Raw genomic sequence first — 20,962 nt, forward strand, 5'->3', positions numbered from 1 at the left:
GACATGCCCAAAAAGGCCAAAGGCGCGGCCCTGCCGCCCTTGCCGGACAACTCAACCGGCATTCCGAAAGGAACCCGCTACAAGGAACAATACGGGGTGATCATTGTATGCCCCGATGAGGCCAGCCAGCAGGCGATCTATGAGGGCCTGCGGTCGCTCCTGGACTGCAAGTTCAAGGTGGTGGTGACATGAAGATCGATATCCACCACAGCTGCGAAGACCACACGAGCTACCGGGCCGCGCGCGTTAAAAGCCTCTTTAACGTGGACAGCGGGGCATCGGTTTCGATCTCAGCCGATCTGCCCATAGAGGGCGACGATTGGCGCGTCGGGCTTGTCGTTGGCCCGTCCGGATCCGGCAAGACATCCATCGGCAAAGAGATCTTTGGAAAGGCGGCGTTCTATAGGCCCGGCGGCTGGCCGAAGGCCGCGCCGGTGATCGATGCTATTCGGCCCGATGGGTCCTTTGATGCGGTGACCGCAGCACTGTCGGCGGTGGGCCTTGGAACGGTCCCGGCATGGCTCCGGACCTATCATGTGCTGTCCAACGGAGAGAAGTTCCGGGCCGATCTTGCTCGCATCATTTGCGAGGCGCCCAGCAAGGTGGTGGTCGATGAATTCACCTCCGTGGTGGATCGCCAGATTGCCAAGATCGGCGCGCTCGCCTTTGCCAAGGCTTGGCGGCGCACAGGCGGCCAGGCGGTGCTCTTATCTTGCCACCGGGACATCATCGACTGGCTGCAGCCGGATTGGATCTATGACACGGCAACAGGTGAGTTCACCGGGAGGTGTCATCGGCAACGCCCCCGCATCGAGCTTGAAATCCGGGAAACCGACTGGAGCTACTGGCCGCGTTTTGAGGAGCATCACTATCTGAAGGTGCCGCCCATGATTGCGGCCGGGTGCTATGTCGGTTTCGTGGACGGGGAGCCGGTTGCCCATGTCGCGTTTTCCACCCGGCCGGGCCTGTGCGAAGCGCGGGCCTGCCGGTTGGTGATTATGCCGGAGTGGCAGGGCGCGGGCGTTGGGATGCGGTTTCTAAACGCCACCTGCGCCGCCTGGCGTCGGGGCGAGAACCGCTACCAAAAACCGTTGCTGACCTTGTTCCATACATCGCATCCGGGTTTATGCGCGGCGCTCCGCCGCGACCCACTTTGGACGCAGGTTTCAGCCAACATGCATGGCGGGCGGCGGGCCAAATCTGCCGCCTCAATCAAACGCTCTGGAGGGGCCGGGACCGGCTACGGCGGCCACTTCCGGGCGGTTCAAGGATTTCGGTATATTGAAGGGGTGAGCGCATGCGCGTCGGATTGATTGCGGACAAATGGTTGGGTCAGAAAGTCTTTGAAGATCTCAACGCAGATTTTGAAGTGGCCTATGTTTTGTGCCCCAAGGGCGCGGCCGGTTTACGGGCGGCGGCGGGCGATGCCTCGGTGCCGGTTTGGCCGGTGGCCGGGGCTATTCCGGGCGGGCTGGACTTGGCCCCTGTGGACCTTCTGGTGTCCGTCCATTCGTTTGCCAAAGTGCCCGACCGAATGATCGCCAGCGCCCGCGCGGCCGTTGGCTACCACCCGTCCTTGTTGCCGCTGTTTAGAGGCCGCAATGCAGTGGAAGATGCCTTGGCGGCCGGGCAACGCGTGACCGGCGGTACCGTCTACCACCTGACCCCGGAAATGGACGGCGGGCCGGTGGCGTTTCAGGACTGGTGTTTTGTCGAAACCGGCGAGACCGCCAGCGGCTTGTGGCGGAGGGCTCTGGCCCCGATGGGCCGCGAGCTGATAAGCCGGGCCGCCCATCACATGGACCAACATGGCTTCATTCCGGCCGACGACCAGGAGCGGCTCGACCCCGGCGCAATGCGGGCGGCTTAAAGGGGTGCATGCCACCGGTTGAATCGTCTATAAATGGACAATTGTTCTAACGGCCTACGGGCCGTTTTGTTTTAGGGGTTTTCTATGGGTGATGGCGATCTGAACAAGAGCGTTGACCGCAATACTGAGGACAAGGCCGATTGGATGTCCCGGGGAATGTGGGCGGGGATTGGCATAATCTCGATAATTGTGGTGGCCTGTATTGTTTACGCCGGAGCCCTTGCCTGGCCTCAGATGGCTAACTGTTATCCAAAATGGCTCGCGGCGGGCTGGGTGGCCGACTACATGCAAGAGCTGTCTCCACCGCCAACCACGTGCTTGGACCTCAATGAGTTCGGCGACCTCCTTGCGGGCACCTTCGCCCCGTTAGCCTTTTTGCTCCTAATAATGGCTACTCTATTGCAGTCATTGGAACTCCGCGCTCAGCGAAAAGAAATAGCCTTGAGCCGAAACGTTGCAAAAGATCAGCGTTTGGCAATGGTCGCTCAAGCAAAAGAAGCAAAGGCATCTGCCGCCGCGTTGAAAGCCCAGGCGGATGCGATGAAATTGGAAAGAGAACTGCGCGATCAGGAAGCCGCAAGGATGGAATTCTCATTGGGTCAAGAACACTTGCGCGGAACAATCGAAGAGGTGCGATTTGTTAACGTTCCTGGGGGTCAAAGGCGCAAACCATATACGGTTTACAGGCTTCTACCGCTTTACGCGGGGGCCGCGTTGGATAAGGAGCTTGAAGGCCTCAATTCAAAAGAAGCCGAAGCCGCCGTTTTAGTCTGGCAATACCGCAATACGTTTGTTGGGCTGGCCGCCCTCAAAGAGCGCTTGAGCACAATAGACCGGCAGATCTATGAGGATCATCATTTCGCGCAACTTGGCGAAATCGCCCAGCAGTTGGATAAATTTGTTAAAGCCCACCCCAATTCGATCGATAATATCTTTGACGCGTTTTCTACACCATCAGATGGGGCACAATCACAATGACTATCGGCCCCGGTTCGCCGGTATCACTCTCCACCCTTGGTGACCTCAAACGAGCCGGTTATCGCATCGTTGGGCACTGTTCCCACCCTTATTGCGGGGTAGGTCGCGCCTTGAAGTTGGATGATCTGATTGAGCGGTTGGGGCCAGACTATGTGGTCATCAACGAGACGCGGATCGCCCGGAACTTCCTCTGCCAAAGCCCGCAATGCGAACACGCCCGGCGCGGCCAGCGCGGCGGCTCAATCACCCTACACCCGCCGACCTGAGACCACTAGCGGCGGGGATCTAAACAGCTTTAAAATGGGTGCCAAATGAAGTTGCGCGATTTGCCAAACGAAATTGCGCGCTACAGCTACACCATTGCAACTGTGCTGACGAGATCTTCGGTCGCTCAGAACCAAACGTATTCAGTTTTTCGGAAGGAAGAGTGGCTGGGGTGGAAGGATTCGAACCTTCGCATGCCGGTACCAAAAACCGGTGCCTTACCGCTTGGCTACACCCCAATGCCGTGGGAAGGGTGTATACCCATCTCGCCGGACAAGCGCAAGCCTCCCAAGTGCGTTTCTTTTGATTGGTAAGGATAGTTTTCCCCAACTCGGTAAAACAGTCGTCAAACACCTTGGATTTCTGCCCCGGCCCGGCCTCCCAGCCCCCTTCTTAGCACCTGTGTTTTTCTCAGAACCTCCGCGAACCGGCTGGAATTGTTCATAGTTTTAAAAAAGTGGACCTGTCATAGGCAAAGTCCTTGCGAGGATGGAGAAGCTTTGCTAAATGACCGTCCACGCAGCGTGGGCTTGCCGCGCTGTTCCCGATGGATTTAAATGAAATCCAAATTCTAGTCGGAGTGTAGCGCAGCCTGGTAGCGCACCTCGTTCGGGACGAGGGGGTCGGAGGTTCGAATCCTCTCACTCCGACCATCTTTCTTTCCTGCAGTGTTTATTGGTTCGCAGCCGCTTTTCAGTTTGGCGGACGGCGGAATTGCGTGATCACCCGGCCTCTGTCTCCCTCACCGCTCCTAATCGGCCTTCGACTATTCACCGCGGTCTTCTGCATTCCTGATGCCGTGCGCGGGTTGCTGGCCGCTGCGTTGCAGAGCAAGTTTTTGAAGGTCCTCGACTTCATCGTGCTCGTCCACGATTTCAGCGCCCAGAAGGGTTTCCAGCACATCCTCCATGGTGATTAGGCCGGCCGTGCCGCCATATTCGTCCTGAACCAGTGCGATGTGCGCGTCATTTCCCATCAGCTTTTCGAGCAGGGAATCGAGATCTTCGTTTTCGGAAATTCGAAGAATATCCCGGCGCAGCGTCGAGACACTGGCTTCGTTGTGCCCGTTTACGGCTGTGAGTAGAAGATCCCGCGTCAGCAGGAAGCCGGACACTTCATCGATCGAGCCCCCGGTCACAAGCATGCGGGAAAACGGATAGCTTTCCCGCGATTTGACCACCTCTCCGACGCTCATCGCTTCCGGGACATGCTCAATGACCGTTCGGGGCGTCATCACCTCCCGCGCAGAGATTTCCGGAAGCCGAAACAGGTTCGTGACCACGCGTGTCTCGTCTTCCTCCACGATCCCCAAACGGTTGCCGACGGTTGCCAAAGCCGAGATCTCCTCCCGGGATACTTCGTGTTTGGCATCACCTTTGGTGAGAAACTTTGTAATCCCCTGGCTCATCCAGACCAGCGGCAATTGGGCAGCGATCAGCCACGGCAGCACCCGAACCGCAAAGGGGACAAGTGCCCGCCAATACGTCGCGCCCAAGGTCTTTGGAATGATTTCCGACAGAACCAGGATGGCAAGCGTCAACACGGCTGAAAACACACCCACCCCGGCATCATCAAAGACAAGGGCGGCTTGAGCCCCGGCACCCGTTGCCCCGACGGTGTGCGCAATCGTGTTGAGAGAGAGAATGGCGGCAAGCGGCCGTTCAATGTCCGACCGGAGTTTTCTCAGGCTTTCGGCCAGCTTGGGCCGATCCTCGTTCGCAGATTCCACAAAGGACGGCGTGATCGACAACAACACGGCTTCGAGTATCGAGCAGAGAAACGACACTCCGATGGCAAGCACCACGAATAGGATCAATAGGGTCAAATTCTTCTCCGCCGCACGTCCGATTTAAAGGGAAACAAGTGATACAGTGCCCGCCGCTCGCGCATAGGTCCATCACTATTACGCTTCACGCGATTCCTGGTTGTCCGATTTTTTCGCCAGCTGCTTTTGCAGCAAGCAATGACCTCATCTGCCCGTATTCTCACGCCTTACACAGCCTCAGAAACCCGGCTTCGCTGTAGTCGAGCAAGGTTTCGGCAAGATCCGCTTGCTCCTGTTCGCGGGCCACAGCGCCGATGCGCCAGCTGCTGGCCGTGAGCGCCAGCATTCCGGACACGGTGAAGACGAAGGCCGCGCTGATCGCTGTCCGGGAAGCGACCGGCAGCAGGTCAGCGATCTCATCCACAAAGACGGCTGCGGTCGGATCAAAACACTCCGCCGCAATATCCCGCCAGCGCTCATCCGCCGACACCAGTGCAATCAGCCGGCCATAGGCGGGCCACGGCGCGCCTTCAGACAGGGTCATCTCAAGAAACGGCTGAACGAAACTGGCCAGGATCTCGCGTAAGGTCAGCTTGTTGCGTCCGTCCCGCCCAGCATCGGCTTTCTTTTCTTCCAGCGCCTTGAGGCGAAGTTCGGCGAGCGGCTTTGCCCGGCGGGCAACCACCATATGAAACAGCTCTTCCTTCGGACCGCCGTGATGATGCACCAGCGCCACTTGGGCACCCGCTTGCTTGGCAATGTCGCGAATCGACGTGCCGTCAAAACCGCGTTTGGAAAACAAATCTTCTGCCGCATCCAGGATCCGGGCCTTTGTTTCTAAAGACTTTTTACTGGGTGCCCGCTTCCGGGGCGCAGACACGTCTGTCATTTTTTACAGGAGCCTCTTGCTTATTTTGAACATTCGTTCAATATAACGATACCACTGTCGTGGTTGGGAGGAAACATGCCACAAGTAGCAGGTGCGGCGCCATGCGCCAGCACACAGGAAAGCTATGCTCTGATCGGCGCGGGCCCCATGGGCCTTGCCATGGCCAAGGTCTTGCGCGAACAGGGAATTCCCTTTCAAGGGTTTGAGCTGCATTCAGATGTCGGCGGTGTCTGGGACATGACTGGGCCGCGCTCGACCATGTATGAAAGCGCGCACCTGATTTCGTCCAAGACGATGACGGAGTTCGCCGATTTCCCGATGCCGCCCGAGACGCCGGACTATCCCTCACACCACGATATGCGGCAGTATTTCCAGGCCTTTGCCCGCCACTTCGATCTTTATAGATCCTACCGCTTCCAAACCGAAGTTGTGAAAGCCGAGCCGCTCGGGCAGTCGGGCAAGGGCTGGCGTATTGCCTGGCGGGGTCCGGGCGGCGAACAAGAGGAAGCCGTCTTCAAGGGCCTTTTGATTGCGAACGGCACACTCTCGACCCCCAACATGCCGAAATTCCAGGGCGACTTTTCCGGCGAGCTGATTCACGCAGCGAAATACAAGTCCGCCGCCCAGTTCGACGGCAAGCGGGCACTGATCGTCGGTGCCGGGAACTCCGGCTGCGACATCGCCGTCGATGCGATCCATCATGCAAAAAGCACGGATCTCTCCATGCGCCGGGGCTATTATTTCGTGCCGAAATACGTCTTCGGCAAACCGGCCGACACGCTTGGGCGAACAACCAGCCTGCCGATGTGGCTCCGCCGCAAGATCGACGGCGTGGTGCTCAACTGGTTTGCCGGAAACCCGCAGCGCTACGGGTTCCCGAAGCCGGACTACAAGCTTTATGAAAGCCATCCGGTGGTCAATTCGCTGATACTGTTCCACGCCGGTCATGGCGACTTGAAAATCCGTCCCGATATCGACCGGCTGGACGGCAACACGGTTCATTTTGCCGACGGCAGCGCCGCGGACTACGACATGATCGTCACCGCAACCGGGTATGTGCTCGATTACCCTTTCATTTCGAAAGACTTGCTCAACTGGACGGAGGCCGCGCCGAGCCTTTACCTCAACTGCATGCACCCGCAGCGCGATGATCTCTTCGTGCTCGGCATGGTCGAGGCGACGGGCCTTGGCTGGCAGGGGCGGCATGAACAGGCCGAACTGGTTGCGCGTTACATCGCAGGGCTTCAGACAGGGAACCGGGAAGCGGACAACATCAAACGCTACAAGGCCAACGGCTTTCAGCGGGAAACCGGCGGGGTCAATTACCTGAATCTCGCCCGGATGGCCTACTACGTCGACAAGAAAACTTACCGGACCTCTGTCACGCAGAGGATCACGGCCCTGAAAGAGGCTGCCCGATGACCAACATCGACGCAGCTGTTCTGAACTTTTCCCCAGACAGCATGCTGATCCTGAATGGCGTGCTGGCGATCGTGATGTTTGCGGTCGCCCTCGACATCACTCCCAACGATTTCCGGGCGCTTTTCCGCACCCCAAAGCCGTTCGTAACCGGGATCCTGTCGCAGTTCGTCGTTCTTCCCGCCCTCACCTTTCTTCTGGTGCTGGCTGTTCGCCCTCAAGGATCTGTTGCGCTTGGACTGATTCTTGTGGCGGCGTGCCCGGGTGGCAACATCTCCAATTACATCACGCACAGGGCGGGCGGCAACGCGGCGCTCGCGGTGTCACTGACCGCCTTTACCACCATTGGGACGGTGCTCTTCACACCGCTCAACATCGCCTTCTGGGGCAGTTTGTACGGCCCAAGCCGCGCCTTCATGACCTCCATTGCCATCGACCCCGTGCAGGTGGCCGCGACCGTCAGCCTAATGCTGGTTTTACCGCTCGCGCTCGGCATGCTGGTCAACCGCAATCTGCCGCAGCTCGCCTGGCATTTGCGCAAACCCTTGCAGATGCTGTCCATGACGATCTTCATCTCTTTCATCGGAATTGCGCTTTATGGAAACTGGGATTTCCTGGGCGCATTCGGGCCGGATATCGTCCCGCTGGTCATAGCCCACAATGGCATTGCCCTCCTTGGAGGGTACATGGTTGCCACCATTGCCGGGCTATCCCCCTATGACCGGCGGGCGATATCCATCGAAACCGGCATTCAAAACTCCGGCCTCGGCCTGATCCTGATCTTCGGCTTTTTTCACGGGCTCGGCGGCATGGCGGTTGTTGCCGCCTTCTGGGGCATCTGGCATGCGGTCTCAGGGCTTGCGCTCGCCAAGTGGTTTTCCCGCACGGTGGCCGCAAGATGAGCCGGATCCTGATCACCGGCGCTGCGGGCATGATCGGCCAGAGGCTGGTCCAGATGCTCGTGCGCAGCGGACACGAAGTGATTGCGACGGACATCGGGCCAAGGCCGCCGCTGCCGAATGGAGCCATCTGGCGCAAAATGGATGTGCGCGGCCGTGATCCGGAACAGATCATCACAGAAGACAGACCCGACGCTGTCATTCACCTCGCATCAATTCTGGAACCAAAGGACCGGCAACTCGCCTATGATGTTGATGTCATTGGCACACGCAATGTGGTCGGTGCCTGCATTGCGGCAAAAGTCCGGCGGCTGGTCGTCACGTCCTCCGGTGCAGCTTATGGCTATCATGCAGACAATCCGGACTGGCTGACAGAAACGGATCCGCTGCGCGGCAATCCGGAATTTGCCTATTCCGACCACAAGCGTCAGGCCGAGGAGGTGCTGGCCGAGGCCCGCAGACAGGCGCCGTATCTGGAACAGGTGATCTTGAGGGTCTGCACCGTTCTTGGCGCCGGTGTTGAAAACCAGATTACATCACTCTTCCGCAAACCACGCCTGATGGGCCTTTCCGGCAGTGACAGTCCGTTTGTCTTCATCTGGACCGAGGATCTTGCGCGCATCCTGGAGCGGGCGGCCACAGATGGCCCGCCGGGCATTTATAATGTTGCGGGCGATGGCGCCCTCTCCATGAGCGATCTGGCAGCCCGCCTGAAAAAACCGCTGATCCGGGTTCCCGCATCCCTTGTCAAATCCGCACTGGCAATAGCGCAACCACTGGGCCTTTCCCGGTTTGGCGCGGAACAGGTCCGGTTTCTGCAATTCCGCCCGGTTCTCGACAACACCGCGCTGAAAACCGAATTCGGCTACACGCCGGAGATGACCAGCGCCGAGGTGTTTGACTTTTGGAGCCGGGAGGCTGGGTTATGAAGCCAACAGCGGTCATATCGGGAGGCGCCGGGGGACTGGGCCAAGCCTTTGGGACCATTTTGCGCCAGCATGGCTGGTTCACGGTCATGCTCAACCTGCCCGGACCGGACCTGGACGCCTTGTCAGCGGTTCCAGACACGCGCGCACTGTCCTGTGACATTACCGATGCCGATCAACTGGCTGACGCCGCACGGCAGATCCGGTCCGCACGCCCGTCCATCGATCTGGTTGTTTACAACGCCGGGGTTACCCATATCGGCCCCTTCACCACACAGGCGCTTGAGGATCACCGCAGGGTTTTCGAGGTGAACTATTTCGGGGCCGTGGCCATGGCCAAGGAGTTCGGCCCGGATTTGCGCCGCTCTACCGGAACGCATTTGGCGATTTCATCTGTCGCCGGGTTTTGCCCGCTGGCGCTGCGCACAGCCTATGCCGGCAGCAAACATGCGCTGGAAGGCTTCTTCAAATCGCTGCGCTCTGAGGAAGCAGTGCATGGGGTTGCGTGCCTGATTGCTGCGCCGAGTTTCATTGCCACCAACACCGTTGCGCGCAGCGAACCCCAAGGTGGCCTCGCGCGCCCGGGTTCAGCGTCGGATCAGGTCGATGCGCTCGCGCCGGAGGACGCAGCGCGCATTCTTTACCGCGGACTTGTGCGGCGGAAGACCTTCATTCCGATCGGCCGGGTGGCGCGCCTGTCACACCTGATCAACCGACTGTCGCCGCGGCTTTACCGCCACCTGATGGAACGCACGATCCTGCCGCCTTCGGCAAAAGCTGAGGGAGGCGCGCCACACTGACCGGTTTGTAACCGCAGCAAAACCACAGCCGCAGCTGCGCGGCGCACAAGGCAGCGCCCTGAAACAACAGCCAAACCGGGCGTGTACATCACTCGTGGAGGGGAAATATGGGCAATCTCAAAGTATGGACCGCCAATCTCATGATTGGCGGAACGGTTTTCTGTTGTCTTTCGCCAGCATATGCCGGCGGCTGGGACACGCTCGGCGTTGGCTCGAACGAGCTGTTGTTTGACAACAGCCGGTTTGCATTCGAGGCCACCACCAAGGCGGTCGACCGCAACGTCGACTATGAAGTGACCAACGCAGAAGTAGCGGGACGCCCGGTGGTGGGTGGGCCGGTCAAAAGCCGGGCGACGCCCAACATCTGGAACTACCAGTTTGCCGCAAAATTCCGGCTGACCGATCAACTGGACTGCATGGCGCGGACCAATGACCCGTATCAGATTGAAGAGGACCTTAATCAGGAATGGCAGGGCCGGTTCTCACTGACCAGGACCTCGGCCTCCGGCAAGGCGTTTAATGGAACCTGTGCCTATGAGTTTCAGGTTCGCGATGGACATTATGTCCGGGCGATTGCCGGGGCGAACCTGCTATATCTGAGATACCGGACCGACAATCTGTCCTATGGTGCTTTTATCCCCCCCTCCACCTATGTCGATTTTCCGACCCGGCTGGATGTCCGCTCGGACGATCCCGGCGTCGGCTGGCGGGTCGGAGCCTCTTACGAGATCCCGCAATATGCTGTCCGGGCGAGCCTGATCTACGATTCCGCCATTGATGTAGACCTTGCCGGCGGAACAGAGGTCACCGGAGTGACCAGCTTCGACAGCTTTGCCTCCGTGACCATGCCGCAATCCCTGGAGTTCAATCTGCAAACCGGGATCGCACCGGACTGGCTGGCAACCTTCGGCGTCAAGTGGGTGGACTGGTCCAAACTGCAGGATCTCACGGTTCAGAACCCGGCGGGCAGCACGGTGGTCAACCGTTTCCTTGGGTATGACGACGGCTGGACGGTGCGTGCCGGGCTCGCCCACAAGGTCAATGACTGGCTGAAAGTGGGCTCAACGGTCCAATGGGACCGGGGCATCGGGCAATCCTATTCCGACACCTATTCCTTTGGGGTCGGAACGGCCATTCAGCTCGACAAACATGCTGAACTCACCATCGGTACGGCTGCGACATACAAGGCCTCCGGTACCGGCGACCTCACAAACCTGGCGTCTACCTCAGGCGCGACCACGCAATACAAGTATGGGGATTCCTGGAACTACACGCTTCAAACGAAGCTCAAGTTCTCGTTCTAAACGGGCGCATTCACCTCGACGGTCATCCCCGCTTTATGCGGGGATCCAGCTTGATAAGAAACCTCACTCCTCTCGATAGTCATCCTCGGCCTTGTGCCGAGGATCCATATGTCTCAAATCGTGATGGATGTTCGGAACAAGTCCGAACATGACGCCAGAGGGATAACTGGACTTTATCAAAAGCCTGGGGACCTATTGTTTAAACGCCACTTTCCGAGCAAGCTCGGCACCCCAAGTATCGTCCCGGCCTCGAGCCGGGATCCACTCTCATAACAACTGGCCGCAGCCGTTGCGTGTTTTGTTCAAAAGCTCTGAGAACGAAAGGATCCCGGATCGCAGCAGTGTTGCGTCCGGGACTGCAATACGGATTGAACCGGTCTATAGCCGCACTTCGGGGAATGCGGCTTTTATATCTCCAGGCAAAACCTGCAAACTGCCGAACCGACTTAAGCGCAGAGGCCCATTTCGGCGGCTTGCTGCGGGCGATGCAGCGCCGCGTTGGCGGCGACCATGGCAACGGCATGGACCCGGTTCTTGGCGCCCAGACGTTTGATGGCAAAGCGGATATGCGCCTTGACCGTCGCAGTGGTGACACCCAGCTCATAAGCGATCTGCTTGTTCACCTTGCCCTCACAGAGCTTCATCATGATTTCCAGCTGGCGCGGCGTGACACCGTCCAGGATGTTTTCTGTCGGCTCGAGAGTGCTCGGGAGCGGCCGTGCGCGGCGCAACAGGTCCCGGGTTGAATGGAGCGCAAAATGGGCTGTCATGTCTGGGTCCACTTCTTCTCTGGCTAAGAGGTTGAACGCAGTTTTGTGCAGGACAAGCGAATTGTAAAATGTTAACTTGAGTATTGCTAATAGCTAATTATTTGCAATTTGAGGAAGCGTGTTTTGCAGAAGAACCTCTACTCCGGCCACACCCTGCGCCAGGTCCGTGCGGACACCGGCCTATCGCAAGTGGAGTTCGCAAAAAAGCTCGGCCTTTCAACGCCCTACATAAACCAGATCGAAAACAACAACCGGCCAGTCACGGCCTCTGTGCTTCTGGCCATCTACCGGGTGTTTGGCACCGACCTTTCTGCGTTCGAGGAAAACGACCTCGACCGGATGACGCAGGACCTGGAAGAAATTTTTGCAGACACCCGGTTTCACGGCACGCGCATCAGCAAACAGGACCTGCATGAATTGGCAACCCGGGCCCCGGAAGCCGCCCGCGCGATCATGGACATGTACGGCACCATGCGCGCCTATCATGAAAAAGATGCTGGCGAGGATGATCTTCTCCAGATGAATGCATCGGACGATGGAACGGGCAGCATCAGCAAATCAGCCTACGAGGAAGTTCGCGACTACTTTCACTATCAGGACAATTATGTCGATGCGATCGACCGGGCTGCAGAACAGCTCGCAATCAAGATCAATCTTCTTGCAGACACGCCGAAGCTCACCGCCCTCACCGACTGGCTCTATGACACCTACAGCATCACCGTCGAGCAGCATGGTGCCGAGGACGCAGCGCTCATCCGGCACAATGAGTTCGAGCGCCGAATTTCCATCCACCGGTCCGTACCGGACAGCTCAAAATCCTTCCTGCTCGGCTCCGTCATTGCGGAGCTCTATGCCAAGGACATCTTGACGTCAGAAGTGGCGGACGCCCGTTTCCGAACCCAATCGGCCGAAAGCATTGCCCGGCTGGCGCTCCGCAATTTTTTCGCTGGATCGCTGCTCTTACCCTACGAAGCCTTCCTTGAGGCCGCCGCTGCAAGCCGTCATGACATTCAGCGGCTGTCACACCAGATGGACGCCAGCATCGAGCAGATTTGCCACCGGCTTTCAACCCTGCAGCGGGTTGGTTCCAAAGGCATTCCTTTTTATTTCGTCAAGATCGACCGGGCCGGCAATGTCGTCAAACGCCACAGCGCAACCCGGTTCCAATTTGCGCGCTTTGGCGGCTCCTGCCCGCGCTGGAATGTGCATCAGGCGTTTGAGCAAACGACCGACAAATTCATCTCGCAGATCGCCCAGATGCCGGATGGCGTGAAATACCTGTGTGTCGCGACCAGCGTCACGAAACACACCACGGACTACAAGACCCAGGCCCGGCGTTACGCGCTCGGTTTCGGCTGCGAAGCCCAATATGCCGATGCAATTGTTTATGCGGACGGTTTGGCGCTGGACGATCGCGCCGAACCGGAGCCTCTTGGCGTCAACTGCCGGATCTGCCCGCGCGATAATTGCGATCAACGCGCCTTCCCGGCGATCAACACGACACCGTTTATCGACAGCCGCGAACGCGGCATTGTTCCCTACCGCGCGAAGGCGGCACGGTAAAACTTCTTTTCGAAATGAGCATCGCGGAGCCATACACACTGCGCTGTCCCGGACCTGATCCGGGACCACGGTGGCAAAGCCCCCGGCTCAGGGCCGGGGCAGCAGAAGTGTCAGACGGCTATCCATCCAGTTTTTCTGGATGTTTTGTCCTAGCAGCAGCCTCAAGAAGGGATTTCAGCTCGTCCGGATCGCCGATGCGGTTGGCCATCAACAAGATGAGCCGGGCATTGAAGGCATCGCTTTCGGCCTTTGAGAGCCCTTCATGGGCCTCCAAAAGGTCTGCGTAAAAGTCGTCCGGGTGGCGCAATTGCGCCTTGGTGATATGCGCTGTCATCAGGCCGCCTCCCCTTTTCCGATCGCCCGGTTCAAGGCCGTTTCAATCTGCGCCCAATCAAGCGTTGTCCAACGCGCAGCCACATGCTGGTCCGGCCGCATCAGATAAATCGCCGTGCCGGCATCGCCCAGATACCGGGACCGAAGCTCTGCGCCGATGTTGCCGTCCGGAACAAAAATGCCCTCAAGGGAAAGTCCGGCAATGTCGGAGTTCTGCGGGATCTCGAGGCCCAGCGCGAGCAACTTGAACCCATCGCCCAGCCGGTCCGACAGCCACTCCCCGCCAATTGGCGCGTCCGCCGCCGGACTGCCCGGCCTTGTGCGGGCCGGCAGGCCGTCGACATCGTCGCTGTTGAGTGGCGACGTTTCATAGATGCACGGCACTGACAAGCGCCCTGAATTCACCAGAGGGCGGGCGAATTCATAACTTTCGGACAGATCCAGAACCGCATCGCGGAAGATCCGGCTCATTTCCGATTTCGGCGTGATGAAGTCGGTCGAACGGGAGCTTTGCAGGATGTTTTCGTCCGCGGCCCATTCGCGCTCCAGCCCATAGCTGTCCAAAAGGCTTTCCGGCGCCTTGCCTTCCAGAACAAGTTTCAGTTTCCAACCGAGATTGTCGGTGTCTTGAAAGCCGGAGTTTGCGCCGCGCGCCCCGAACGGCGACACCTGGTGCGCAGCGTCTCCCGCAAAGATCACCCGGCCATGGCGGAATTTTTCCATTCGGCGGCACTGGAAGGTGTAGATCGAGACCCATTCCAGATCGAACTCCACGTCCTCGCCGAGCATCTGCTTGAGACGCGGGATGACGTTTTCTTCTCTTTTTTCTTCTTCCTTGTCGATGTCCCAGCCGAGCTGCAGGTCGATCCGCCAAACGCCATCCGGCTGCTTGTGCAAGAGCGCGGACTGGTCCTTGTTGAACGGTGGATCGAACCAGAACCAGCGTTCCGTTGGGAAGTCCGCCTTCATGATCACGTCGGCAATCAGGAAGTTGTCCTCAAACACCCGTCCGACAAAGTCCAGATCCAGCATCCGGCGCGACGGGGAACCCGCGCCATCACAGGCGATCAGCCAGTCGGCCTCGATCCGGTAGGCACCATCCTGTGTGTCGATGATCAGCGAGGCGTGATCGTCCATCTGATCGATGGAGGCGACCTTGTTGCCACCACGAATGTCGACCGACTTGCCTTCCTGCTGAAGGGCGCGCAGACGCTCCACCAGATAGAGTTCGCAGTAGTATTGCTGAAGATTGATGAAGGCCGGACGCTTGTGCCCCTCCTCCGGCAACAGGTCGAAATTGTAGACCTGACGGTCACCAAAAAAGACCCGGCCATGGCTCCAGACCACGCCCTTGTCGACCATCTGATCGCCGCAACCGTAGCGGTCCAGGATCTCCAGCGAGCGCTTGGAAAAACAAATCGCGCGAGAGCCGACGCTGACCTTGTCATTGTCGTCGAGGATGACAACCGGAATGTCCTGCTGGGCCAGATCAATGGCCATCGCAAGACCGACCGGCCCGGCGCCAATGATCACCACCGGATGGCGCACTGGCGCAGACGTTTCCTGATCGGGGGACCACTTGTAGGGATAAAGCGGCACTTCGAACAATTTGGTCACAGGTTCTCCTCCCTGCTGCGATTTCCAATTTTCGTGGCCTTCTGGAGCCATGTCTGGCCAAGGAATGGTTACAGAAACTCAGTTCTCGAAAAGGCCTCCCCGGCCTTGAGCCGGGGTCTTGAGGTGTTCGGTCCCGGCTCAAGGCCGGGACAGCAGAAATGACAGGCTGCGTCAGTTATCCCTGCAGATCCGCCCACATTTGTGCGTCCCGCGCCGCGGTCCAGATGCGCGGTGTGTCGATGCCCAGCGCCTCGTCGTAGGCGCGCGCGACGTTGAACGGCAGGCAGTGTTCGTAGATCGCATAGTCCTTGAACTTCGGATCGCATTCGGCGCGGCAGGTGTCCCACGCCTCTTTCAAGGTTCCGCCGCCCTGCGCAACCCGGGCGACCGGCTTGTAGGTGGAGGTTACGAAGTCGGCAGTGTTCGTCAGCGCTTTGCCGACCATTTCCTTGCCGACCAATGCATCGCCGCGGCCCGGCGCAATCGCTTCAACGTCATAGGCGCGGATCGCTTCCAGTGTTTTCGGCCAGTCGTTGAAATGACCGTCTCCGCAATAACACGCCGAGTGATATTCAACGATATCGCCGGTGAACATGACGTTTTCGTCCGGCACATGAATGACGATGTCGCCAGCCGTATGCGCCCGTCCCAGGAAGCTGAGATCCACCCGGCGTTTGCCGAGATAAACGGTCATGCGGTCGTTGAAAGTGGTCGTCGGCCACGTAAGCGGCGGAATGTCGGCGACATTTTCATAACCCATGAACAGGCGCGGAAAGCGCATGAATTCCGATTCCCGGTCTTCCGCGCCACGCTCCACGACCATGGACCGCGCCTTCTGGCTCATGATGATGTTCGGCGCCTGATAGGCCGCCGCTCCCAGAACCCGAACAGCATGATAGTGGGTCAAGACCAGGTGGCTGATCGGCTTGTCGGTGACGGAGCGGACCTTTTCGATGACCTTGTTGGCGAGCGCCGGTGTCGCCTGCGCCTCAATGATCATGACGCTGTCATCGCCAATGATCACGCCGGTGTTCGGGTCACCCTCGGCGGTAAAGGCCCAAAGATCCTTGCCAATCTCTTCAAACGTGATCTTCTTTTCTTCCATGTCGCCGACAGAGGCGAATTGCTTGCTCATGCTGTTTTCCCGTCGCTGCGGTTTGTTTGTCCGTCATTGCCGGAGGTGACCCGGCTGCTTGGTGGCGCGCTAGCCAGCCTGTTCCAGTGTCTGTTCAATAGCGCCGAAAATGGTGTGCCCGTCCCCATCCAGCATCTCGATGCGGATGGTGTCACCGAACTTGAGGAACGGAGTTTTCGCCTCGCCATCTTCGATGGTCTCGATCATGCGCAGTTCCGCGATGCAGGAGTAACCTGCCCCACCATCGGAGAGCGATTTGCCCGGACCACCGTTCAGTTTGTTGGAGACCGTGCCGGACCCGATGATCGTGCCCGCGCTGAGCACCCGTGTCTTGGCCGCATGGGCGATCAACTGGCCGAAATCAAAGGTCATGTCGATGCCTCCTTCCGCCCGGCCAAAGGGCTGACCGTTGAGGTCGACATGCAGCGGCAGATGCAGCTTGCCGTCTTTCCAGGCCTCGCCCAATTCATCCGGCGTCACAGCAACAGGCGAAAAGGCCGAGGACGGTTTTGACTGGAAGAAGCCAAAGCCTTTGCCCAGTTCGCCCGGGATCAGCCCCCGCAAAGAGACATCGTTGACGAGCAGCACCAGCTTGACATGGGACAGGGCCCCTTCAGCACTCACGCCCATGGGCACATCGCCGGTGATGACCGCGATCTCACCTTCCATGTCGATGCCATAAGCTTCGTCGCGCATTTTGATCGGATCGCGAGGCGCGATAAACGTATCGGAGCCGCCTTGATACATCAGCGGGTCGGTCCAAAAGCTCTCCGGCATCTTGGCGCCGCGGGCTTTGCGCACCAGCTCGACGTGGTTCACGTAAGCGGATCCGTCGGCCCACTGATAGGCGCGCGGTAGCGGCGACAAGGCATCGTGTTCGTGAAAGCGCAAGGTTGGGACGGCGTCATGAGAGAGGCTTTCGGCAAGCACCTGCAACTTCGGCGCAACATGATCCCAATTGTCGAGCGCGGCCTGCAGGGTCGGTGCAATGTGACTGGCATCCGTGCAATAGGTCAGCCGCTCGTTGACCACCACCAGTTTTCCGTCCCGGCTGCCATCTTTCAAACTTGCCAGTTTCATGGATCCGTCTCCCCAAGCCTATTTTGTTATTACCAATCCATCATGACCGACAATTGTCTGCCCGGAAAAGGTTTCTGTTGCCTCCAACCACTCCTGCTCTTCGAATCCGGGCAAATCTGCCGGGATCAGATGGTTGAGGAGAAGGGTCTTGGCCTGGGCCATTTCAGCAATCTTGGCGGCATCCGGCGCCATCGTGTGGCTAGCCCACAAATGTTCGCGCAGCCGGTCGCCATTGCCCGTGATCTCGACGATTTTATCGACACCGCGCTGAAGCATGGCCTCATGCACCAGAACATCGCAGTCCTTGGCAAAGACGGCGAGCGGCGGGAAGAAGGCCGTGTCAGCGGAAAAGACCACCGACCAATCCTTCGTATCGAACCGCAGGGCAAAACAATCAACAACCGGCGGGTGATCAACCCGCAGCGCTTTTAGCGCCAATCCACTGTCGTCAAGCGGCACATCGCCTTCGGCCAGCAGGTGGATTTCGATGAGATCCCGCAGATCCGGGCGGCCTTCATCATCAATCCGCAGATCGATGTCATAGCGCATGGAGGCCAGGAAACCATCCCAATACTCCATCAGATCGGCCGGTCCGTACACCTTGACCTTATGCGCCAGGCCGCTGGTCCAGGCCGTATGCAACAAGGGCCCGAGCTCCAGAACATGATCGGAGTGCATGTGCGTGATCAAGATAAGATCCAGCTCTTTCAAGGAGACCCCGGCGTCGACCAAGCCCCGGGTCACCCCAAGACCACAGTCAATGACACAGCGCCGGCCGCCGATCTCGATCAACGAACTCGTCGGCGACGGCCCGCCCGGCCGAATTGCAGGCCCGCCCTTTGAGCCCAAAATGACGAGACGGTCATCCATATCCGCTTTGCCCTGCACCCACACACTCCTTGCCAGCATCCACAACTGCGCTTTTGTCAAAAAAGCAATCCCGGACGTGATCCGCGACCAACCCTGAAGGCCCCGGATCAAGTCCGGGGCGGCAAACAGTGCCAGTTACTTCTTATCCCAGGTGCCTTCCGGCGTGCCGTCGAATTTCTTCTCCAGGCTGTCCCAGCAGTCGATGTAGTTGTCCTGCAACGGCGCGTCCTTGGCGGCATATTCGGTCAGGTGTTGCGGGAAGCGGGTCTCGAACATGAAGGACATCGTGTTGTCGAGCTTTTCGGCCTTCAGGTCCGCATTGGATGCCCCTTCAAAGGCATCATTGTCCGGTCCGTGCGGCAGCATCATGTTGTGAAGGCTCATGCCGCCCGGCACGAAGCCCTGTGGCTTGGCATCGTACTGGCCGTAGATGTTGCCCATCAGCTCAGACATGATGTTCTTGTGATACCAGGGCGGGCGGAAGGTGTTTTCGGCCACCATCCAGCGCTCCCGGAACAGAACGAAATCGATGTTGGCCGTTCCCGGCACCCCGGACGGCGCTGTCAAGACGGTGAAGATCGACGGGTCCGGGTGGTCAAACAGGATCGCACCGACCGGGCAATAGGTCCTAAGGTCGTATTTCACCGGTGCATAATTGCCGTGCCAGGCAACCACATCGAGCGGCGAATGGCCGATCTTGGTCTCGTGGAACTGGCCGCACCATTTCACAGTGACCTTGCTCGGCACTTCCTTGTCTTCATACCAGGCAACCGGTGTCTTGAAGTCCCGGCGGTTGGCCATGCAGTTCGCGCCGATCGGGCCACGGCCCGGCAGCTCGAATTTCTGGCCATAGTTCTCGCAAACGAAGCCACGTCCCGGACCTTCCACCACTTCGACCCGGTAGACCAGACCGCGCGGCAGAATGGCGATTTCCTTTGGCTCCAGCTCGATAATGCCGAGCTCGGTGTAGAAGCGGAGAATACCTTCCTGGGGAACGACCAGGAGTTCACTGTCGGCGGAGAAGAAGTACTCATCTTCCATCGACTGGGTGGCAAGGTAGATATGCGTTGCCATGCCGACCTGGGTGTTCACATCACCGGCCGTCGTCATCGTGCGCATGCCGGTGAGCCAGTTGAGGCCCTCATCGGCGTGCGGCACAGGATCCCAGCGGTATTGGCCGAGGGAAATGACATCTTCGCAGACGTTCGGCGCGCTCTTCCAATAGGGAAGGTCGATTTTCTGAAACCGGCTGGTGTGCTTGACCGACGGCCGGATGCGGTAACACCAGGTCCGCTCGTTCTGATGACTCGGTGCAGTAAAGGCGGTACCGGACAACTGCTCGCCATAAAGCCCATAGGCGCATTTCTGCGGGCTGTTCATGCCTTGCGGCAGCGCGCCCGGCAGCACTTCGGTCTCAAAATCATTGCCGAAACCCGGCATATACTGCAGCTCGTTGGACAGCGGCTTGCCGCCGTCGCCGGCAACTTGCTTGTGATCGACCTTGTTCATAATCGCATCCTCCCGGGATCATGCCCTGTCAAATTAGTTGCACTTGTAACTATCTGCGCAAGTTTGGTCAAGAGACTTCCGAACTGGCCGAGAAAAATTCGCCAGTCCACTGGGCCGTGGTGCCAAGTCTGAGGCTTGCGGAACCGCCCCCTGCCCGAGCATTCCATGACCGTGAATTTGAATGCCTTGCATCTGCAGAGGTGTTGATTTAAATTAGAACAAAATAGGAACATTGGGGATTCTGATGCCATTTCAGGACACGTATTTTGAGCCGAAAACGTCCGCGCCACCTTTGGCAGCAGATGGGTATGAGCCACAGGATCAGGCGGAGACAGTGCCCCCAAAAACATCTGCACAGCTCACCCAACCGACGGCCGGCGAGCTGGAAACCATGATGCTGTTTCTGCGACGCGCACGCGACAGAGCCGTCGTCATCCGAGAAAATGCACCGGCTGGAAGCTATCTTGAGAGCGTTCTGCACCGGACGATCTTAGGCATTGATCAAGAGCTGGCCCAACTTAAATACCTGCTCTCCAAAAGCGATCTGCCGAAGTCATCGCCGACCCGTATGCGCCCTGCGATCTGACAGAAGCAATCTATTCGAACCTTTGCGCGTGATATGCTTGCTTTTGACCGGGCAATTTTATTGCCAGCCGCTTGCAAACAAACACAGAGTTACCTTTGAAAATCTGATATCACTTCAAGGCATTGATGACGTGGGCAAGATCGCTCACGCAAAATTTTGGAGCATATTCATGAAGTTTCAGAATTCGGTGATGCCCCTGATCATGCTGACCGCCTTGTTCGGCATGATCGTGATGATGTTTGACGTGCCGGTGGGCATCTCTCCCAAACGATTTGGAGCGTTTGTGTTCGGCGCCATTCTGGTGATCGTTGTATTGAACCTTGCCTATGTCTTGTTTGAAAACGCGCGCAAAGACAAAGATTGATCCAAGAATAGCCGGCTCGGC

At 58.4% G+C, this 20,962-nt stretch carries 22 protein-coding genes and 2 tRNA genes; 14 read left to right on the forward strand and 10 right to left on the reverse strand.

The genetic code is table 11. From position 1 onward, the window contains the following. The first annotated feature begins 3 nt into the window (after window positions 1–3). The 5 genes from AC0J4F_RS22190 to AC0J4F_RS22210 all read left to right on the forward strand — a co-directional run bounded on the left by AC0J4F_RS22190 (window position 4) and on the right by AC0J4F_RS22210 (window position 3,114). Window positions 4–192, forward strand: a complete 189-nt coding sequence (locus tag AC0J4F_RS22190; protein ID WP_473024763.1) for a hypothetical protein — start codon at window positions 4–6, stop codon at window positions 190–192. Further along, window positions 189–1,313 (forward strand): GNAT family N-acetyltransferase, encoded by a 1,125-nt coding sequence (locus AC0J4F_RS22195; protein ID WP_473024764.1) that lies wholly within the window; start codon window positions 189–191, stop codon window positions 1,311–1,313. Before AC0J4F_RS22190 ends, AC0J4F_RS22195 begins: the two co-directional genes overlap by 4 nt. Next, window positions 1,298–1,870 carry a formyltransferase family protein gene (locus AC0J4F_RS22200; protein ID WP_473024766.1) on the forward strand — a complete coding sequence of 191 codons (573 nt, stop codon included), beginning with the start codon at window positions 1,298–1,300 and terminating at the stop codon, window positions 1,868–1,870. Before AC0J4F_RS22195 ends, AC0J4F_RS22200 begins: the two co-directional genes overlap by 16 nt. Before the next feature lie 84 nt (window positions 1,871–1,954). Next, window positions 1,955–2,848, forward strand: coding sequence for a hypothetical protein (locus tag AC0J4F_RS22205; protein ID WP_473024768.1), 894 nt, complete (start codon window positions 1,955–1,957; stop codon window positions 2,846–2,848). Then, entirely contained in the window at window positions 2,845–3,114 is a 270-nt protein-coding gene (locus AC0J4F_RS22210; protein WP_473024769.1) for a hypothetical protein, read from the forward strand. The genes AC0J4F_RS22205 and AC0J4F_RS22210 overlap by 4 nt, the downstream gene beginning before the upstream one ends. A 162-nt stretch (window positions 3,115–3,276) precedes the next feature. On the opposite strand, the gene AC0J4F_RS22215 is transcribed toward AC0J4F_RS22210, so the two are convergent. Further along, window positions 3,277–3,351 (reverse strand) — tRNA-Gln (locus tag AC0J4F_RS22215). A gap of 337 nt (window positions 3,352–3,688) precedes the next feature. Between AC0J4F_RS22215 and AC0J4F_RS22220 the strand changes: the two genes are divergently transcribed. Then, window positions 3,689–3,765, forward strand: a tRNA-Pro gene (locus AC0J4F_RS22220). Window positions 3,766–3,878: 113 nt separating this feature from the next. Here AC0J4F_RS22220 and AC0J4F_RS22225 read toward each other — a convergent pair. Continuing rightward, entirely contained in the window at window positions 3,879–4,937 is a 1,059-nt protein-coding gene (locus tag AC0J4F_RS22225; RefSeq protein WP_473024770.1) for a CNNM domain-containing protein, read from the reverse strand. Between the two features lie 160 nt (window positions 4,938–5,097). Then, window positions 5,098–5,766, reverse strand: coding sequence for a TetR/AcrR family transcriptional regulator (locus AC0J4F_RS22230; protein ID WP_473024771.1), 669 nt, complete (start codon window positions 5,764–5,766; stop codon window positions 5,098–5,100). Window positions 5,767–5,841: 75 nt separating this feature from the next. Here AC0J4F_RS22230 and AC0J4F_RS22235 point away from each other — a divergent pair, with 75 nt between their 5' ends. The 5 genes from AC0J4F_RS22235 to AC0J4F_RS22255 all read left to right on the forward strand — a co-directional run bounded on the left by AC0J4F_RS22235 (window position 5,842) and on the right by AC0J4F_RS22255 (window position 11,114). Continuing rightward, window positions 5,842–7,188 (forward strand): flavin-containing monooxygenase, encoded by a 1,347-nt coding sequence (locus AC0J4F_RS22235; RefSeq protein ID WP_473024772.1) that lies wholly within the window; start codon window positions 5,842–5,844, stop codon window positions 7,186–7,188. Further along, window positions 7,185–8,087: a bile acid:sodium symporter family protein gene (locus tag AC0J4F_RS22240; RefSeq protein ID WP_473024773.1), complete on the forward strand. Its 903-nt coding sequence runs from the start codon at window positions 7,185–7,187 to the stop codon at window positions 8,085–8,087. Before AC0J4F_RS22235 ends, AC0J4F_RS22240 begins: the two co-directional genes overlap by 4 nt. Continuing rightward, complete coding sequence (locus AC0J4F_RS22245) at window positions 8,084–9,013, forward strand: SDR family oxidoreductase (protein ID WP_473024774.1); 930 nt, start codon at window positions 8,084–8,086, stop codon at window positions 9,011–9,013. Before AC0J4F_RS22240 ends, AC0J4F_RS22245 begins: the two co-directional genes overlap by 4 nt. Continuing rightward, entirely contained in the window at window positions 9,010–9,810 is an 801-nt protein-coding gene (locus AC0J4F_RS22250; protein WP_473024775.1) for an SDR family NAD(P)-dependent oxidoreductase, read from the forward strand. The genes AC0J4F_RS22245 and AC0J4F_RS22250 overlap by 4 nt, the downstream gene beginning before the upstream one ends. A gap of 107 nt (window positions 9,811–9,917) precedes the next feature. Next, entirely contained in the window at window positions 9,918–11,114 is a 1,197-nt protein-coding gene (locus AC0J4F_RS22255) for an outer membrane protein transport protein (RefSeq protein ID WP_133952883.1), read from the forward strand. Between the two features lie 446 nt (window positions 11,115–11,560). Here AC0J4F_RS22255 and AC0J4F_RS22260 read toward each other — a convergent pair whose 3' ends face one another. Then, window positions 11,561–11,884 (reverse strand): helix-turn-helix domain-containing protein, encoded by a 324-nt coding sequence (locus tag AC0J4F_RS22260; protein ID WP_133952884.1) that lies wholly within the window; start codon window positions 11,882–11,884, stop codon window positions 11,561–11,563. 123 nt (window positions 11,885–12,007) lie between these two features. Between AC0J4F_RS22260 and AC0J4F_RS22265 the strand changes: the two genes are divergently transcribed. Continuing rightward, complete coding sequence (locus AC0J4F_RS22265) at window positions 12,008–13,447, forward strand: helix-turn-helix domain-containing protein (protein ID WP_473024776.1); 1,440 nt, start codon at window positions 12,008–12,010, stop codon at window positions 13,445–13,447. A 118-nt stretch (window positions 13,448–13,565) separates the two neighbouring features. Here the strand turns inward: AC0J4F_RS22265 and AC0J4F_RS22270 are convergent, their stop codons facing one another. The 6 genes from AC0J4F_RS22270 to hmgA all read right to left on the reverse strand — a co-directional run bounded on the left by AC0J4F_RS22270 (window position 13,566) and on the right by hmgA (window position 19,994). After that, window positions 13,566–13,781: a DUF2783 domain-containing protein gene (locus AC0J4F_RS22270; RefSeq protein ID WP_473024777.1), complete on the reverse strand. Its 216-nt coding sequence runs from the start codon at window positions 13,779–13,781 to the stop codon at window positions 13,566–13,568. Beyond that, window positions 13,781–15,448, reverse strand: a complete 1,668-nt coding sequence (locus AC0J4F_RS22275) for an FAD-dependent oxidoreductase (RefSeq protein WP_473024778.1) — start codon at window positions 15,446–15,448, stop codon at window positions 13,781–13,783. Before AC0J4F_RS22275 ends, AC0J4F_RS22270 begins: the two co-directional genes overlap by 1 nt. 124 nt (window positions 15,449–15,572) lie before the next feature. Further along, entirely contained in the window at window positions 15,573–16,532 is a 960-nt protein-coding gene (locus tag AC0J4F_RS22280; protein ID WP_473024779.1) for an MBL fold metallo-hydrolase, read from the reverse strand. 69 nt (window positions 16,533–16,601) lie between these two features. After that, window positions 16,602–17,612: a fumarylacetoacetate hydrolase family protein gene (locus tag AC0J4F_RS22285; RefSeq protein ID WP_473024780.1), complete on the reverse strand. Its 1,011-nt coding sequence runs from the start codon at window positions 17,610–17,612 to the stop codon at window positions 16,602–16,604. An 18-nt stretch (window positions 17,613–17,630) separates the two neighbouring features. Beyond that, the gene (locus AC0J4F_RS22290) at window positions 17,631–18,482 is read right to left on the reverse strand and encodes an MBL fold metallo-hydrolase (protein WP_133953059.1); all 852 of its coding nucleotides are present in this window, start codon (window positions 18,480–18,482) and stop codon (window positions 17,631–17,633) included. Window positions 18,483–18,617: 135 nt separating this feature from the next. After that, window positions 18,618–19,994 (reverse strand): homogentisate 1,2-dioxygenase, encoded by a 1,377-nt coding sequence (hmgA, locus tag AC0J4F_RS22295; protein ID WP_166672874.1) that lies wholly within the window; start codon window positions 19,992–19,994, stop codon window positions 18,618–18,620. A gap of 241 nt (window positions 19,995–20,235) precedes the next feature. Between hmgA and AC0J4F_RS22300 the strand changes: the two genes are divergently transcribed. Then, a complete protein-coding gene (locus AC0J4F_RS22300; RefSeq protein ID WP_133952891.1) occupies window positions 20,236–20,577 on the forward strand; it encodes a hypothetical protein in 342 nt (113 codons plus the stop codon). 169 nt (window positions 20,578–20,746) lie between these two features. Beyond that, window positions 20,747–20,941 carry a hypothetical protein gene (locus tag AC0J4F_RS22305; RefSeq protein ID WP_133952892.1) on the forward strand — a complete coding sequence of 65 codons (195 nt, stop codon included), beginning with the start codon at window positions 20,747–20,749 and terminating at the stop codon, window positions 20,939–20,941. Window positions 20,942–20,962: the final 21 nt, after the last annotated feature.

Source organism: Roseibium sp. R5, assembly GCF_055755305.1.